Source organism: Mesorhizobium sp. NZP2077, assembly GCF_013170805.1.
In the GTDB taxonomy this organism is placed as follows: Bacteria; Pseudomonadota; Alphaproteobacteria; order Rhizobiales; family Rhizobiaceae; genus Mesorhizobium.
Genome location: NZ_CP051293.1, coordinates 1249880 through 1264753, shown reverse-complemented (window position 1 = coordinate 1264753; position 14874 = coordinate 1249880). Strand labels below are relative to the sequence as shown.

The 14874-nt window shown below is 63.3% G+C and carries 19 protein-coding genes; 7 read left to right on the top strand and 12 right to left on the bottom strand.

Features of this window, described 5'->3' with window-relative positions; translation table 11 throughout:
- The gene (ybgC, locus tag HGP13_RS06180) at positions 1–483 is read right to left on the bottom strand and encodes a tol-pal system-associated acyl-CoA thioesterase (RefSeq protein WP_172222820.1); all 483 of its coding nucleotides are present in this window, start codon (positions 481–483) and stop codon (positions 1–3) included.
- A 158-nt stretch (positions 484–641) separates the two neighbouring features.
- On the opposite strand from ybgC, the gene HGP13_RS06175 reads away from it, so the two are divergent.
- Positions 642–1892: a cellulase family glycosylhydrolase gene (locus HGP13_RS06175; protein ID WP_172222818.1), complete on the top strand. Its 1251-nt coding sequence runs from the start codon at positions 642–644 to the stop codon at positions 1890–1892.
- Between the two features lie 15 nt (positions 1893–1907).
- Here the strand turns inward: HGP13_RS06175 and HGP13_RS06170 are convergent, their stop codons facing one another.
- The 8 genes from HGP13_RS06170 to HGP13_RS06135 all read right to left on the bottom strand — a co-directional run bounded on the left by HGP13_RS06170 (position 1908) and on the right by HGP13_RS06135 (position 7313).
- Entirely contained in the window at positions 1908–2804 is an 897-nt protein-coding gene (locus HGP13_RS06170; RefSeq protein ID WP_172222815.1) for a metallophosphoesterase, read from the bottom strand.
- A 160-nt stretch (positions 2805–2964) separates the two neighbouring features.
- Positions 2965–4002 carry a Holliday junction branch migration DNA helicase RuvB gene (gene ruvB, locus HGP13_RS06165; RefSeq protein ID WP_172222813.1) on the bottom strand — a complete coding sequence of 346 codons (1038 nt, stop codon included), beginning with the start codon at positions 4000–4002 and terminating at the stop codon, positions 2965–2967.
- A gap of 43 nt (positions 4003–4045) precedes the next feature.
- Positions 4046–4666, bottom strand: coding sequence for a Holliday junction branch migration protein RuvA (gene ruvA, locus HGP13_RS06160; protein ID WP_172222810.1), 621 nt, complete (start codon positions 4664–4666; stop codon positions 4046–4048).
- Between the two features lie 15 nt (positions 4667–4681).
- Complete coding sequence (locus HGP13_RS06155) at positions 4682–5095, bottom strand: type II toxin-antitoxin system VapC family toxin (RefSeq protein WP_172222807.1); 414 nt, start codon at positions 5093–5095, stop codon at positions 4682–4684.
- A 2-nt stretch (positions 5096–5097) separates the two neighbouring features.
- A complete protein-coding gene (locus tag HGP13_RS06150) occupies positions 5098–5349 on the bottom strand; it encodes an AbrB/MazE/SpoVT family DNA-binding domain-containing protein (protein ID WP_013529138.1) in 252 nt (83 codons plus the stop codon).
- Positions 5350–5410: 61 nt separating this feature from the next.
- Positions 5411–5920 (bottom strand): crossover junction endodeoxyribonuclease RuvC, encoded by a 510-nt coding sequence (gene ruvC, locus HGP13_RS06145; protein ID WP_027042013.1) that lies wholly within the window; start codon positions 5918–5920, stop codon positions 5411–5413.
- Between the two features lie 96 nt (positions 5921–6016).
- Positions 6017–6550 (bottom strand): DUF1465 family protein, encoded by a 534-nt coding sequence (locus HGP13_RS06140; protein WP_172222804.1) that lies wholly within the window; start codon positions 6548–6550, stop codon positions 6017–6019.
- 382 nt (positions 6551–6932) lie between these two features.
- Positions 6933–7313 (bottom strand): hypothetical protein, encoded by a 381-nt coding sequence (locus tag HGP13_RS06135; protein WP_172222802.1) that lies wholly within the window; start codon positions 7311–7313, stop codon positions 6933–6935.
- Between the two features lie 330 nt (positions 7314–7643).
- On the opposite strand from HGP13_RS06135, the gene HGP13_RS06130 reads away from it, so the two are divergent.
- Positions 7644–8195 carry a DUF2269 family protein gene (locus tag HGP13_RS06130; RefSeq protein WP_172222799.1) on the top strand — a complete coding sequence of 184 codons (552 nt, stop codon included), beginning with the start codon at positions 7644–7646 and terminating at the stop codon, positions 8193–8195.
- 30 nt (positions 8196–8225) lie between these two features.
- Here the strand turns inward: HGP13_RS06130 and HGP13_RS06125 are convergent, their stop codons facing one another.
- The 3 genes from HGP13_RS06125 to HGP13_RS06115 all read right to left on the bottom strand — a co-directional run bounded on the left by HGP13_RS06125 (position 8226) and on the right by HGP13_RS06115 (position 10324).
- On the bottom strand, positions 8226–8996 hold the full coding sequence (locus HGP13_RS06125; protein ID WP_064991206.1) for a sulfite exporter TauE/SafE family protein: 771 nt from the start codon (positions 8994–8996) through the stop codon (positions 8226–8228).
- An 89-nt stretch (positions 8997–9085) separates the two neighbouring features.
- A complete protein-coding gene (locus HGP13_RS06120; protein WP_172222797.1) occupies positions 9086–9814 on the bottom strand; it encodes a class I SAM-dependent methyltransferase in 729 nt (242 codons plus the stop codon).
- 57 nt (positions 9815–9871) lie between these two features.
- Complete coding sequence (locus HGP13_RS06115; protein ID WP_172222794.1) at positions 9872–10324, bottom strand: Lrp/AsnC family transcriptional regulator; 453 nt, start codon at positions 10322–10324, stop codon at positions 9872–9874.
- Between the two features lie 132 nt (positions 10325–10456).
- Here HGP13_RS06115 and HGP13_RS06110 point away from each other — a divergent pair, with 132 nt between their 5' ends.
- The 5 genes from HGP13_RS06110 to HGP13_RS06090 all read left to right on the top strand — a co-directional run bounded on the left by HGP13_RS06110 (position 10457) and on the right by HGP13_RS06090 (position 14778).
- Complete coding sequence (locus HGP13_RS06110) at positions 10457–11362, top strand: DMT family transporter (RefSeq protein ID WP_172222791.1); 906 nt, start codon at positions 10457–10459, stop codon at positions 11360–11362.
- 132 nt (positions 11363–11494) lie between these two features.
- Positions 11495–12142: a thiamine phosphate synthase gene (locus HGP13_RS06105; protein ID WP_172222789.1), complete on the top strand. Its 648-nt coding sequence runs from the start codon at positions 11495–11497 to the stop codon at positions 12140–12142.
- Position 12143: 1 nt separating this feature from the next.
- The gene (locus tag HGP13_RS06100; RefSeq protein ID WP_172222786.1) at positions 12144–13184 is read left to right on the top strand and encodes a tetratricopeptide repeat protein; all 1041 of its coding nucleotides are present in this window, start codon (positions 12144–12146) and stop codon (positions 13182–13184) included.
- A 142-nt stretch (positions 13185–13326) separates the two neighbouring features.
- Positions 13327–13893 carry an elongation factor P gene (gene efp / locus HGP13_RS06095; RefSeq protein ID WP_027031631.1) on the top strand — a complete coding sequence of 189 codons (567 nt, stop codon included), beginning with the start codon at positions 13327–13329 and terminating at the stop codon, positions 13891–13893.
- Between the two features lie 84 nt (positions 13894–13977).
- Entirely contained in the window at positions 13978–14778 is an 801-nt protein-coding gene (locus tag HGP13_RS06090) for an inositol monophosphatase family protein (RefSeq protein ID WP_172222784.1), read from the top strand.
- Positions 14779–14874 lie beyond the last annotated feature (96 nt).

Sequence of the window (14874 nt, the reverse complement as noted above, 5' to 3'; positions counted from 1 at the left end):
TCAATCAGCCGAAGCACGTGCCTTGGGCATGAACGCCGCGACCCATTCCCTGGGAAAGCGTCTCGGCCGGCCATTCTCGCCGATGATCGCCGCCTCGACCTTGGCCTCGACCAGCACCTCGTCGCCGCGCTTGAGCTGCTGCGCCATGTAGATGCGCGCGCCGGAAATGCTGTCGGTGCGGGTGTCGACGGTCAGGATGTCGTCGATGCGGGCCGGGCTGCGGAAGTCGATCTCCATGCGGCGCACCACCCACACGATCTTCTCGCCATGCTTGCCGTCGGCAAGTTCCGTGTGATGCACGCCGGTGAGCCTGAGATAGTCGGAACGGCCACGCTCGAGGAATTCGAGATAGCGCGCGTGGTAGACGACGCCCGAGAAATCGGTGTCGGCATAGTAGACCCGCGCCATCAGCCGGTGGCCGAACGTCGTCAGCGCGCCGGAAAGGCCGGCGAGCAGCGTCGCCGATTCACCATGATCGTCCATTGCGCTTCCTTTTTCGGTCTCGACGAGGCACCTGTCCTTACGTGACCTAGAGCATGATCCCGAAAAGTGGGAACCGGTTTTCGGAAAAGATCATGCTCCGGCAAAGAAAATAGATCGGGATGACGGTTCAACCAAACGTCATCCTGATCTAACATCGGATGGCACTGTTGACGGCGATGATCAAGAGTTTGATGGCGGCGCTGCTTGTGCTGGTGGCTTTGGCGCTTCCTGGCCAGGCGGCAACCTTCTCGATGAAGCGCGGCCTCAATCTCGACCTGTGGGTCACCTGGCCCGGCGAGGATCAGTGGGGCGACGCCAAGGCCATCCTGCCTTATCCGGAATGGCGAAAGTTCCTAAAGGAGGACGATCTCAAGGCACTCAAGCAAGCGGGCTTCGATTTCCTGCGTATGCCTGTCGACCCCTCGCCTTTCCTGTCCGACCAGACCGAGGCCCTGCGCGACGACCTCTATGCTAGCGTGCTGGACTCGGTGCACATGATCAACCGCGCCGGGCTGAAGGTGATCGTCGACATGCACCTGATCCCCGCCGGCGGCAGCCGCAAGATCGGCATGGCCGAGGTGATGGACGATCCGCGGACCTTCGACCGCTACGTCGACATGGTGCGCAAGATGGGTCGCGCCCTGGCCGGCGAGGATCCCCAAAAGGTCGCCTACGAACTGATGAACGAACCGATCGTCGACTGCGACAGCGACGGCACCAGCCTGTGGCCGGACCGCCAGCAGAAATTGTCCGCCGCGGCGCGTTCCTCGGCGACAAAACTAACATTGGTGCTGACCAGCGCCTGCTATTCCGCCGCCTCGTCGCTGGAAAAGATCGATCCCAAGGCGATCCCCGACGACAATGTCATCTGGACCTTCCACTCCTACGATCCGTTCCTGCTGACCCACCAGGGCGCGACCTGGGCCGGCGACTTCATTCCCTATGTGACCGGCCTGCCCTATCCGCTGACCGCGGTGCCCAAGGCGCAGTTCGACGTGACGCTCGATACGATCCGCGCCCGGATCAAGGCCGAGGCGCCCTGGACACGGCAGGGCGGCCTGCTTGCCTATCTCGATGAACAGGTCGCCAGCATGGACAGCCCCGACAAGCTGCTTGGCCTGATGGATGCGCCGTTTAAAAAGGTCGAGGCTTGGGCGAAGGCCAACGGCATCAAGCCGGAAAACATCTCGCTGGGCGAGTTCGGCATGATCCGCCAGGAATACGGCAATGCCTATGTCATGCCGGCCGAATACCGCGCCGCCTATGTCAAGGATATGGCCGCCCGCGCCGAGGCACGCGGCTTCTCCTGGTCGGTGTGGAGCTATGGCGGCGCCTTCGGCATCGTCGACGCCTTCAATGGCGACAAGGCCGAGCCTGACGTGATGGACGTGATCCGCTCACTTCACTGAGAGCTATTCTTCAGATCAGCCGAGGTCGATCTGCAGGATTTCGGGTCGCATCCCAAAACGAACCGGCATGATGCTGAAGCCAAGGCCACCGGAAACGATCAAGTTGCGGTCGTTCTCGACGACGTGGCCATAGGCGTAGCGATTGCCGAAACGCGACGGCACGACAGGCGAATAGCCAAACAGCCGCACCTGTCCGCCATGGGTGTGGCCCGAAAGGGTCAGCGACACCCGCCACGGCACGGTGGCAAAAATGTCGGGCTCATGAGCGAGCAGGATGATCGGCGCGGTGTCACTGATCTTGGCCAGTGTGCCGTCGAGATCGTCCAGCCCCGTCAGTCCGGGGCGCCCCTCGGTCGGCAACAGGGCCTGCTGGTCGGCCAGCCCGGCGATCCACACGCCGTGCCCATCCTTCTCCAGCCGCACGACATCGTTCTCCAGCACCGGGATGCCGACCTTCTCCAATGCCTTGCGCGCTATGGTTGGGCCGACTCCGGCTCGCTGCGCGAAGCCGTCGTGCCACCAGTCATGGTTGCCAAGGATCGACAGCACGCCGAGCGGCGCCTTGAGGCCCGACAGAGCGGACGCCCATTGCGATGGCGTCACCCCGCCTGTCACCAGGCGCATGCCGGCGATATAGTCGCCAAGCAGAACGATCACATCCGGCTGCAGGGCATTGGCATCCTCGACAAGCGAGGCGATCCGCTCCGGTGTCATCCACGGCCGGCAGGCATGGATATCGGCGAGCGCGACGACCCGCAGCTTCAAGCCATCAGGCCAATGCGGCGGCGTCAGCGCATAGCGCTTCACATGTGTCAGCAGCATCGGCTCGATGCCGACCGCATAGGCTCCCAGCGCGGCGGCCGTCACGAACGACCCGCCGATGAAGCGCAGGAACCCGCGTCTGGTTATCATTCTATGGCTCCGGCACGTGGATCGCGGCGGCATGCCGCGAGACAGCGCCGATAAAATCCACGATTGCGCCGGCAAATCGACAAAGACGAGCAGATTCTGCGCAAGACGTTCACGGATGCTTGATCACCGGCCAGGGAACCCCCGCCTGAGCGCTTGGTGGCTATTCTTCCTGGAACAGGTTGATCTGCTGCTGCGCCAGGTCCTTCGGCGCGTCGAGGCCGAGATGCCGCCAGGCATTGGCTGTCAGCATGCGGCCGCGCGGCGTGCGCTGGATGAAACCCTGCTGGATCAGATAGGGCTCGATGATGTCCTCGATGGCGTCGCGCGGCTCGGACAGGCCGGCGGCGATGGTCTCGATGCCGACCGGGCCGCCGCCGAAATTGCGCGCGATCATCGAGAGATAGCGGCGGTCGAGCGCGTCGAGGCCGAGCGCGTCGACCTCGAGCCGGGTCAACGCCTCATCGGCGATCTTACGGTTGACATGACCGTCGCCGGCGACCGAGGCGAAATCGCGCACGCGACGCAACAGCCGGCCGGCGATGCGCGGCGTGCCGCGCGCGCGCCGCGCGATCTCGAGCGCGCCGTCGTCGCCGAGCGGCATTTGCAGGATGCGCGCACCGCGCCGCACGATCTGCTCGAGTTCCTCGACCGTGTAGAAATTGAGCCGCACGGGAATGCCGAACCGATCGCGCAGGGGATTGGTGAGCAGGCCAAGCCGCGTGGTGGCGGCGACAAGCGTGAAACGGGCAAGGTCGATCTTGACCGAGCGCGCCGCCGGTCCTTCGCCGATGATCAGGTCGAGCTGGAAATCCTCCATTGCCGGATAGAGGATTTCCTCCACCGCCGGGCTCAGCCGGTGGATCTCGTCGATGAACAGCACGTCGCCTTCTTCGAGGTTGGTGAGCAGGGCGGCGAGATCACCGGCCTTGGCGATGACCGGCCCTGAGGTCGAGCGGAAATTGACGCCGAGTTCACGCGCCATGATCTGCGCCAGCGTCGTCTTGCCAAGGCCTGGTGGCCCGACGAACAGCACATGGTCAAGCGCCTCGTTGCGGCCTTTGGCGGCCTCGATGAACACTTTGAGATTGGCCCGCACCGCGGCCTGGCCGACGAAATCGTCAAGCGTCTGTGGCCGTAAGGTCTGCTCGGCATCCTCGCCGCGTTTTTCCGGCGCAATGAGACGGGGTGGCAGGCTCATGCGGCCTTCCTCGCATAAGGCAGATGACCGGACAAGCGAGCCCTCACCGCGCCAGTTCCTTCAGGCCGAAGCGGATCAGCTTCGAGGCGTCGGCATCCTCGCCCGCAGTCTTCAGCGCCGCCGCTATCGCGTTGGCAGCGGTGTCGCGCGAATAGCCAAGATTGACCAGAGCCGAGACAGCGTCGGTGATTGGCGCTGATGCCACGCCCTCACCGAGTTCCTGCTTTAGCCCGATGGTGCCGGAGGCAGTGCCCGCATAGGCCGGCGCCTTGTTCTTCAATTCGGTGACGATGCGCTCGGCCACCTTCTTGCCGACGCCGGGCGCGCGGGAAACCATGGCGATGTCGCGCAACGCAATCGCGTTGGCGAGGTCGGCCGGCGCCAGCGTCGACAGGATGGCGAGCGCCACCTTGGCGCCGACACCCGGCACGTTGTTCATCAGCAAGCGGAACCACTCGCGCTCGAGCTGCGACTGAAAGCCGTAGAGCCGCAGCATGTCCTCGCGCACATAGGTCTCGATGAACAGCACCACCGCCTCGCCGGGCGAAGGCAGTGCCGCCAGCGTGCGCGCCGAGCAATAGGCGACGTAGCCGACGCCATGGATGTCGACGAGGCAATGATCCTCGTCGATCTCGTCCAGCGTGCCCTTGAGCTTGCCGATCATTGGACGCAGCCCCCGTTAGGGATGAGTATCGGGCGTAATGAGCTCGACATCTGGAAAGTACTTTCTGAAACCTGCGGGATCGCGAGTAAGAATGGGATAGCCTCGGATGGCAGCGTGAGCCCCAATCAGGAAGTCGGGCATCACCTTCTCTCGGGGTCCGCCCAACCGCCGATAGACCGAGAACGCTCTCGACGCCGCAAAGGCCGCTTCGAACGGGAGACTTTCGCGCCGGAACTCATCTTCAGGCAAGGCATCATCGACATCGTCTATCGCCTCATAGCGCATCGAAAACTCGGCGTAGATAATCTGATTGATGACCAGGCTGCCTTGCTCAAGGGCAGACACCATTTTGGACGACGACCACTTTGACCAGACAGGATCGCGAACGGCGACATCGATAAGTACATTGGTGTCGACAAGCGTCGCCAAGATCAGCGATCCCGGGTCAAAGCCATGACGGCATCGGCATTCATCGTCTGATCGCCACTGCCCTCAAGCCGATCGAGCGCAGCAAGAAAACGATCTAATCTTTCGCGGTCGGCCAGCCGCCCTTTGTCATGCTTCGGCGTGATCGTGATCTTGCCGCCCTCAATCCCGAAGATGACTTCGCTGTTGGCGCCTATCCCAAATGTCTCCCGCAGATCCCGTGGGATTGTCACTTGGCCTTTGCTCGTCACACGCATGAAACACACCTTTCTTACAAGTAAGGAATATTCCAACTATGTGAACAAGTCAAGAACATCGCTAGCCGGCAAGCGCCATCCGATAGGCCACACTCTGCCGGTGATGCGCGTGGCAAATGGCAATGGCCAGTGCGTCGGCAGCATGTTCGGTGTCGAAGGTCGCCTTCGGCAGCAGCACCTTGACCATCATGTGGATCTGCTTCTTGTCGCCGTGGCCGACGCCGATGACAGCCTTCTTCACCGCATTGGGCGCATATTCGGCGACGACGAGGCCGGCCCGCGCCGGCACCAGCATGGCAATGCCGCGCGCCTGGCCGAGCTTCAGCGTCGCCACCGCATCCTTGTTGACGAAGGTCTGTTCGACGGCCGCCTCGTGCGGCATGGCTTGATGCAGGACTTCGGCAAGTCCGTCATGCAATTGGCAGAGCCGCGTCGCCAGCGCCGCCTTGTCATCGGAGCGCACGGTGCCGGACGCGACGAAGCGCAAGGAATTGCCGAGACTCTCGACGATGCCCCAGCCGGTGCGCCTGAGCCCCGGATCGATGCCGATGATGCGAATCGCGTCCCCCATCCGGTTACTCTACCTCCGGCGGACAGCGATGCCAGCGAAATGTGAACAAACCGGCAACAATGCCCTTGCCGGGCCAGGAGAATCTAGTGGGATCGCCTAGTTGCGGGCGAAAGCCGTGTTCAGCAAGCTGATCTGGTCGGAAACCGGATTGGGCCGGCGGCCCACAGGCTGCATGTCGACCACGGCGCCAGCGCCGTAGATCTCGTCGTCCATGCGGCGCACCAGCGCCTGCAAGCGCAGCGAGCGGTTGACGAGATCGAGGAAATCCTCCGGCAGTTCGGCCCAGCCGGCGGCTTCGTCATGGGCGGAAGCGGTATCGAGGCGGACCTTGGACTTTTCCGACGCCACCTGATCGCGGGTCATCTCGCCGGAGTTGGCGGCGCGCTGCAAAAGCAGCCAGGAGGCAACCTGCATCAGCCTGGTCGTCAGCCGCATCGATTCGGCCGCGTAGAGCGTAGCCGCCAGCCGCGACAGTTTCTTGGCCTCGGCGCGGCCCTTGCCGTCGAGATACTCAGCCGCCTGTTCGACCAGCCCCATGCCTTCCTGGTAGAGCGGTTTGAAGGAGTGCGAAAAAACCCGACGCTCCGCCAGCTTCACGGTTTTCGCACTGCCCTTCGAAGGCTCGTTCATTGCTACGCCCCTGCACTTGCAACCGGCCGATTCGGCTCACTGCCGATACACCCGGGACCCTATATGACTGAAGCTTGAAAATGCGCTTCGCCGGGGGTGAAGGCAAGCACATGTTTAACAGAAGGTTAACAGCCATCCATCGCGCAGGTTGCCGCCGAAATGCAGACAAAAAAAGAGCCGCGGATAAGGCGGCTCTCAGGAGTTTAACAGGGAGGCGTCAAACAAAGTGGCTCCAACCACTCGGTAAGAATCCAGATCACTGGATGCGCATAGTAAACGCCTGTAAAGCTTAATGAACCTTTAACGGCACCGATGTTTTTCGACCGAATGCCCGATTCCTGTGCCGTAACAGCACAGTCTCAAGACCTCGGACGGCACCAGTTCAGGCCTTTTTCCAGACCACCGGCAACGCGATGAAGGCAAACAGCAGCATGCCTGCGTAGAAGCCGATCGAGGCGATTCCCAACAGCGGTTCGATTGCCGGGTTGCCGGCAAGCAAGATGTAGAGGCCGATCATAAGCCCGATTCCGCTGATCGCGGTCAGCCAGAAATGGACAACGGCGATCGTCTTTTGCCCGACCGCCGGAAACAGATGGTAGAAGAAGGCGAAGACCGCCGACATCAGCCATCCGGCCACCATGGTGTGGGCATGAGTTGGCATCTGGCCATGGTCTTCGCTGATCGCCATGTGGATGCCGAGCGCCATGCCGCACAAAGCATAGATGATCGCCAGCGTGAAGAAATTCCGTGCTACCCCTTGCATGTCTGTCCCCTCGAATTGCCTTTTCCCGTTTTCGGGAATGGGTTGATCGTCAGGCGATTGCAGTCGCCACCGGGCTCCCGGCGCCGGCGCACTAGCATCGGCAGTGTTTCGAGACGATGTCGCGCTCCCCTGACGCATCCGACAATAGCGGAAAATGAAACCGCGCATCGGCTTGTTGTCGAGAAACGCGTCGGTCGAAAACTGCCGAAACAGAGCCAATTTTCCGCGACATCGTTCCGAAACAGGCGCCACGCTAAACGGCCGCTCCTCGGACGGCCGGCGCAAATCGGCGCCACCGCAAACCCAACAGAAACATCCAAGGAGCAACCGATGGACTGGTATTCGATCGTCAAATTTCTCCACATCGTCTCAGCCACTTTGTGGGTCGGAGGCGGCTTCGTGCTGTTCCTGCTCGGCGTGCTAGCCGAGCGCGCCGGCAACATCGAGGACAAGCTCCAGGCGATGCGTTCCAGCGGACAATTGGGCGGGCGTTTCTTCGCGCCGATGTCGATGCTCACCTTGCTCTTCGGCCTCATCATGTGCGCCTTCTGGATCGGCTTCTTCGACCTGTGGATCATCATCGGCCTGGTCGGCTACGCCACGACCTTCTCGATCGGCATGTTCATCTTCAAGCCGACCGGCGAGCGCATGGGAGCGATGATTGCCAAGGAGGGGGTGACGCCTTCCGTGCTTGCCACTGGCCAGCGCATGATGAGCGCGGCGCGCTTCGACTATGCGGTGATGCTGGTGATCGTCGCCGACATGGTGCTCAAGCCGACCACGCATGACGTTGGCATCCTCGCCGGCATGATGCTGGTCTTGGTGGCGGGCGCCACGCTGGCCTTCGGCGGCAGCCGCCGGCTGGTGGAAAGCGCCGCCTGAGCATCGTGCGGCAGCAAAGGCGCCGGCCTGTTACAGCAGGCCGGCAATGCCATCCCACAAAAGCTTCAGCGCCACGACCGCCACGGTCGCGTAGGTGAAGGGATAGAAGATCTCGGGCCGCATCCGCCGAACCAGCCAGGCGCCGGCGATGGTCGACAGCGGCGCCAGCGGCATCAGCACCGCGGACGCCGTCAGATTGGCGGTGTCGAACTGGCCGAGCGCGAAATAGGGAATAAGCTTCAGCGCATTGGTCGCGGCAAAGAAGATCGCAGCGGTGCCCGACAGCACCTTGGGATCGAGCCGGATCGGCAGTGCATAGACCTGGAAGGGCGGACCGCCGACATGCGCGACGAAGCTGGTGAAGCCGGCGACCGTGCCCCAGATCGCGGCAGCCACGCGATTGGGCTCGGCGGCGTGGTCGGAGCCATGGCGGAACTGCAGATAAAGCCAGCGCAGCACGAAGATGATGGCGACCGCGCCGACGATCAGCCGCACAGCCTCCTCGGTGACCAGTGCGGCCGTCAGCCAGCCGAGGCCGATGCCGATGACGGCGCCCGGCATCATGTCGACCAGCATCTTGCGGTCGTACACGCCCCACCATGTCCACACCGAGACGATGTCCATCAGGCACAGGATCGGCAGCAAGATGGCGGCCGCCTGCACCGGCGGCATGGTCAGCGCCATCAGCGGCACGCCGACGAAACCGACAGCGCCGCCGAAGCCGCCCTTGGACAGGCCGACCAGAATGACCGCCGGGATGGCGGCCGCGTAGAACCACGGATCGAGAAGCAAGCCTGACATGGGAGGGACTGGTCTGGAGGGAAAGCGGTCGATGCTTGATAACCCAGAATTACGTCTCGGGCGACTGGAAATCCCGGCCAGCGCCTGCCCTATCGCCGGGCCGAGACCAGCAGGAACATCGGCCGCTCGAGTTCTTCCGCCAATTCCGGCCTCGCCGCGATCTGTGCGGCGGTCGGACAGAATTCCTCGACATGTTCGATCGCGAAACCCGACCGGATCAGCGCGTTGAGCGTGGTGCCGATGGTGCGGTGGTATTTCACCACGCCCTTGGCCAGCCAGTCGGTCTTGCGCGGGCCTTCCACCAGATAGCGGTCGACAGGCCACGTCTTGCGGCCTTCGGCATCCACCGCCCAGCCGGGCCCGGTCGGGGCCATGTAGATCGGATGTTCCGTCGAGAAGACGAAATGCCCGCCGGGCGACAGGGCCTCATGCACGATCCTGAACAGGCGCACGACATCCTCGACATAGTGCAAGGCAAGCGAGCTGTAGGCAAGATCGAAGCCGCCTTGCGGCAGGCTGAGTTGGTCGAGGTCGGCTCGCTCATAGGTAATGCCGGTGTCCGGACCGGCGGCCCTCGCCTGGGCCAGCATCTTCTCCGACAGGTCCAGCCCAAGGACCTGGCTCGCCCCGTGTTCATGCGCCCAGCGGCAGAACCAGCCGAAGCCGCAGCCGAGATCGACGATCCGCAGACCGCCGACATCAGGCAGCATCGCACGCAGCGCCGGCCATTCGGCAGCGCCCGCAAGGCCTTCGACCGACCGACCGAGCTGGCTGTAGCCGGCGAAGAATTCCGGCTGGTCGTAGATATTCTGCGCCATGTCTTCCTCGTCTCTCAGTCCATCATCTCAGCGCATTTCCATCGCAGCCATGCGGAGTCAAGACGATGAGGCCACCCCAAGCGGTGGCGGTCGCCGCCGGATCGGCTGCGCCTTGATGATCGCGGTGCTGGTCTCGGCCTTGTCGGCGATGCGGTCGAGAATGCCATCGAGGTCGCCGATCGAGCGCACGAACAGCCGGGCGACAAAACAGTCGTCACCCGTCACCTTGTCGCATTCGCCGAACTCGGCAATCTCCTCGATCAGCTTCTGGACGATGTGCAGCTTGCCCGGCAAAGGCTTGATGCGCACGATCGCCTGCAGCGTGTAGCCGAGTGCCAGTGGATCGATCTCGACCGTGAACGCCCGGATGACGCCGCGCTCCTCAAGCCGCCGGAGCCGCTCCGAAACGCTTGGCGACGACAGCCCTACCTGGGCGGCCAGGTCCTTCAGCGAGGTCCGTGCATCCCTCACCAGGATTTCGAGAAGATTTCGGTCGAGATCATCCAGCATTTTTCTATTCTCACAGAATCGGAGGGATCGCCTAATATAATTAGGACCGCCATCCATATCGCCTTCCCTAAGCAATGGAAAGCACCGCTACCGCATGAGATCGTGTCGCCTCAACTGGCTCAGAGGTTTATCATGAACGATACGGTACGGGGCACGGTCGAAATGTCGGCCGCAATGGCGATCCTGGGAACGATCGGATGGTTCGTCATCATGTCCGGGCAGCCGATCATGGATGTGGTGTTCTGGCGCTGCGCGTTCAGCGCGGTGACGCTGCTCGTCATCTGCGCTTCGCTTGGATTGCTGCGCAACAGGCTGTCGTTGCCCGTCATCGGCCTCGCCGCGCTTGGCGGTGCGGCCATCGTCATCAACTGGCTGCTCCTGTTCAGCGCCTTCTCACGCGCCTCGATCTCGATCGCCACCGCCGTCTATAACACCCAGCCCTTCATGCTGGTCGGCTTCGGCTCCCTCTTCTTCGCCGAGCGGCTGACGCTGACCAAGCTGACATGGCTGGCGATAGCCTTCGCCGGCATGGTGCTGATCGTCGAGGCCGCGCCTGACGCCGGCGATGTCGGCACCAACTATTTTGCCGGCATCCTCATGGCGCTGGCGGCGGCCTTCTTCTGGGCCGTCGCGGCCATCGTCACCAAGAAGCTCAAGGGCACGCCGCCGCATCTGATCGCGCTGATCCAGGTTTGCGTCGGCGTCGTCATGCTGGCGCCCTTCGCCAGCCTCTCGCATCTTCCCACCGCCCCATGGAGCTGGGCCATGCTGGCGACGCTCGGCATCGTCCACACCGGCCTGATGTACATATTGATGTACGGCGCCATCCAGAAGCTGCCGACGCATCTGCAGGGGTCGCTGTCCTTCATCTATCCGGTCGTCGCCATCCTGGTCGATGTCACCGCTTTCGGCCATCGACTGCACCTCAGCCAGATCGTCGGCGCTGCTTTGATCCTGACAGCTGCGGCCGGAATGAATCTCGGCTGGACCTTGTGGAAGTCGAAACCGTCCGCCACGAGCCCTGAGCTGGTCAAGTAGGGCAGCACACCGACTGTCCGGCTGTTCAGGAACGCGATCCCGACTGCCCGCCTGTTCAAAGCGGGCAGTTTGCTCTATGCCGCAATCCAACCATCTTCGCCCGGCATAGGCGAAATCCGGGATCGAAGAGCAATGAACGACACCACACCCCCAAATCGCTGCCGCATCGTGCTGATCGCGCCGTCCGGCGTGCCGGCCGCCCGCATCGCCACCGCATTCGACGGCGGTGACGTCGCCTCGCTGATCCTGCCCGAGAACGGCATGGACGAGGCCTCCTTCCAGGCCTTCGCCGAACAGATCGTGCCGGCGGCGCAGGCCGCGGGCGCCGCCGTCATCATCGCCGGCGACACCCGCATCGCCGGCCGGGTCCAGGCCGACGGCATCCATGTCGAGGTTTCCAAGGCCGAACTCGCCGAGACGATCGGACATTTTCAGGCGAAAATGATGGTCGGCGCCGGCGGCGCCAAGACGCGTGACGACGCGCTTGAGCTTGGCGAGACGCGGCCCGACTACATTTTCTTCGGCCGCTTCGGCTACGACAACAAGCCCGAGCCGCACCCGCGCAACCTGTCGCTGGGGCGATGGTGGGCCGACATGATCCAGATCCCCTGCATCGTCATGGCCGGATCCGATCTGGATTCCATCGAGGAAGTGGCCGCCACCGGCGCCGAATTCGTCGCGCTGTCGAGCGCGGTGTTTGCCGACGGCGTCGATCCGCAAGCGGCCATTGCTAAGGCGAATGCGCTGCTCGACGAAACCGCGCCGCGCTTCGAGGACTGATGTGGCTCGGGTAAGGCTTCCCCTTCAGGCCTTGCTTGCAGCGGTCATGATCCAGGCCGCCGCCGCCGAAACCATACCCTTGCCGCAACCCAAGCCTGAAACCGGCGTGCACACCGACAAGCCTATCGAAAGGCAGCTGCCGCAGCCCGCCACCACGGCGGAGCCGGCACCGCCGCCCTCCGCTGACAGCATCAATCCCGACCGCTTCGGCGCCAAGCCGGCGGACGCGGCCTATGGCGCCTTCCAGCGCGGGCTCTACAAGACGGCCTACAACCTCGCGCTGGTGCGTGCCCAGAACGGCGACCCGGCTGCGCAGACATTGGTGGCCGAGATCCTGTCGCGCGGGCTCGGCGTGCCGTTGAACGCGGCGGAAGCCTCCAAATGGTATGCGCTTGCCGCCGAGCAAGGCGTGCCGGAGGCGCAGTTCCAGTACGCGCTGATGCTGCTCGACGGCCGCTACGTCAAGAAAGACACGAAAGAGGCCTACGCCCTGATGCAGGCCGCCGCCGAAGCCGGCAACCAGCTGGCGCAGTTCAATTTCGCGCAGCTGCTGATCCAGTTGGATCCCGGCGACGCGGGCCTGGCCAAGGCTGCCACCTACTATGAGCGCGCCGCTGCGACCGGCCTCGCTGACGCGCAATACGCCATGTCCCAGATCTACGCCAACGGCGTCGGCGGCAAGCCGCGCGACGACGCGCAGGCAAGGCGCCTGCTGGCGCAGGCCGCACGACAGAACTACGACACCGCGCAGATTGATCTCGCCGCCTGGATGATCGAGGGCCGCGGCGGCGCCCGCGACCTGAAATCGGCCTTCGGCTGGACGAAGCAGGCCGCCGAGGGCGGCAATGTCGCCGCCGAGAACCGCCTGGCAAAACTCTACATGCAAGGCATCGGCACCGACCCCGACCTGGTGCTTGCCGGCGCCTGGTACATCGTTGCCCGCCGCGCCGGTCTCATCGATCCCGACATGGACGATTTCCTGCAAGGCTTGAGCGATGACCAGACCAAGCAGGCCCTGCAGAAGGCGAACCGTCTGCCCTGACGGCCGCCCGACGCCGGGCCCACTGCTGATCGCTCCCTTGCCTCTCCGGACGATTTGTGGTCTTGGGAGCCGCAAAATCGCTTTCCCGCGAACATCCCATACCAACGGCCTGGCCGTTGGTAGCATTCCGGATCCCATCATCATGGCCAAGATCAATGGCAACGAAATCCGTCCCGGTTACGTCATCGAGCACGATGGCGGCCTCTGGGTGGCGGTAAGGACCAACACCGTCAAGCCCGGCAAGGGCGGCGCCTACAACCAGGTCGAACTTAAGAACCTTATCAACGGCACCAAGCTCAACGAGCGCTTCCGCTCGGCCGAGACGGTCGAACAGATCCGCCTCGACCTGAAGGATTTTTCCTTCCTCTACGCGCAGGAAGACGCGCTGGTGTTCATGGACACCCAAAGCTACGAACAGCTCGAGCTGAACAAGGATTTCGTCGGCGACCGCGCCGCATTCCTGCAGGATGGCATGATGGTGACGGTTCAGCTGTATGAGGAGAGGCCGATCGGCATCTCGCTGCCCGATTATGTGACCCTGACCATCACCGAAGCCGATCCGGTGGTGAAGGGCCAGACGGCGGCATCCTCCTACAAGCCGGCGGTGCTGGAGAACGGTATCCGCGTGCTGGTGCCGCCCTTCATCGGTGCCGGCGAACGCATCATCGTCGACACCAACGAAATCACTTACGTGCGCCGCGCCGACTGATGCATGTCGCCCAAAAGTGGCCCCGGTTTTGGGTCACCGACATGCATCAAGACAGAGTTTAATGCGGGTACAGGAAGACACACAATGGCACGCTCAGCCCTTCTCAACGTCATGGTCCAGGCCGCAATGAAGGCCGGCCGCTCGCTGTCGCGCGACTTCGGCGAGGTCCAGAACCTGCAGGTCTCTTTGAAGGGTCCGGGCGACTATGTCAGCCAGGCCGACCGCAAGGCCGAGGACATTCTGTTTGCCGAATTGTCGAAGGCGCGCCCGGGCTATAGCTTCCTGATGGAAGAGCGCGGCGTGGTGGAAGGCGACGACAGCCAGCATCGCTGGATCGTCGACCCGCTCGACGGCACCACCAATTTCCTGCACGGCATTCCGCTCTTCGCCGTCTCGATCGCCCTAGAGCGCCAGGGCCAGATCGTTGCCGGCGTGATCTATAATCCGGCAATGGACGAGCTCTATACGACCGAGCGCGGCGGCGGCGCCTTCATGAACGACCGCCGGCTGCGCGTCGCCGGCCGCATCAAGCTGGTCGACACGGTGATCGGCTGCGGCATGCCGCATCTGGGACGCGGCCACCATGGCAATTTCCTCGTCGAATTGCGCAACGTCATGGCCGAGGTCTCGGGCGTGCGCCGTCTCGGCTCCGCCGCGCTCGATCTTGCCTATGTCGCCGCCGGCCGCATGGACGGCTTCTGGGAAACCGGGCTGTCGGCCTGGGACATCGCTGCCGGCCTGCTCTTGATCCGCGAAGCCGGTGGTTTCGTCTCGGACATGGACGGCGGACAGGACATGCTCGACAACGGCTCGGTGGTCGCCGGCAACGAGGTCATCCAGCGCGCTTTGCTGAAGGCCGTGAAGAAGCCTCTCTCGGCACGCTGACAGGTACGGCGCGCTGAAGGGCCGCAGTCGCAAAACCGCAACCAAAGCTTGAAATACTGTCCGGCGGCTACCCAGATAGAGGTGACGCAGGACGTG

Bases quoted from the DNA above. Each gene is read 5' to 3' on its own strand.
- HGP13_RS06140 (WP_172222804.1), bottom strand. From the start codon at position 6,550: ATGAACGAGCCTTCGAAGGGCAGTGCGAAAACCGTGAAGCTGGCGGAG.
- HGP13_RS06115 (WP_172222794.1), bottom strand. From the start codon at position 10,324: ATGCTGGATGATCTCGACCGAAATCTTCTCGAAATCCTGGTGAGGGAT.
- ruvB (WP_172222813.1), bottom strand. From the start codon at position 4,002: ATGAGCCTGCCACCCCGTCTCATTGCGCCGGAAAAACGCGGCGAGGAT.
- HGP13_RS06170 (WP_172222815.1), bottom strand. From the start codon at position 2,804: ATGATAACCAGACGCGGGTTCCTGCGCTTCATCGGCGGGTCGTTCGTG.
- HGP13_RS06105 (WP_172222789.1), top strand. From the start codon at position 11,495: ATGAACGACACCACACCCCCAAATCGCTGCCGCATCGTGCTGATCGCG.
- HGP13_RS06090 (WP_172222784.1), top strand. From the start codon at position 13,978: ATGGCACGCTCAGCCCTTCTCAACGTCATGGTCCAGGCCGCAATGAAG.
- HGP13_RS06130 (WP_172222799.1), top strand. From the start codon at position 7,644: ATGGACTGGTATTCGATCGTCAAATTTCTCCACATCGTCTCAGCCACT.
- HGP13_RS06135 (WP_172222802.1), bottom strand. From the start codon at position 7,313: ATGCAAGGGGTAGCACGGAATTTCTTCACGCTGGCGATCATCTATGCT.
- efp (WP_027031631.1), top strand. From the start codon at position 13,327: ATGGCCAAGATCAATGGCAACGAAATCCGTCCCGGTTACGTCATCGAG.
- HGP13_RS06150 (WP_013529138.1), bottom strand. From the start codon at position 5,349: ATGCGTGTGACGAGCAAAGGCCAAGTGACAATCCCACGGGATCTGCGG.
- HGP13_RS06175 (WP_172222818.1), top strand. From the start codon at position 642: ATGGCACTGTTGACGGCGATGATCAAGAGTTTGATGGCGGCGCTGCTT.
- HGP13_RS06120 (WP_172222797.1), bottom strand. From the start codon at position 9,814: ATGGCGCAGAATATCTACGACCAGCCGGAATTCTTCGCCGGCTACAGC.
- ruvA (WP_172222810.1), bottom strand. From the start codon at position 4,666: ATGATCGGCAAGCTCAAGGGCACGCTGGACGAGATCGACGAGGATCAT.
- ruvC (WP_027042013.1), bottom strand. From the start codon at position 5,920: ATGGGGGACGCGATTCGCATCATCGGCATCGATCCGGGGCTCAGGCGC.
- HGP13_RS06125 (WP_064991206.1), bottom strand. From the start codon at position 8,996: ATGTCAGGCTTGCTTCTCGATCCGTGGTTCTACGCGGCCGCCATCCCG.
- ybgC (WP_172222820.1), bottom strand. From the start codon at position 483: ATGGACGATCATGGTGAATCGGCGACGCTGCTCGCCGGCCTTTCCGGC.
- HGP13_RS06110 (WP_172222791.1), top strand. From the start codon at position 10,457: ATGAACGATACGGTACGGGGCACGGTCGAAATGTCGGCCGCAATGGCG.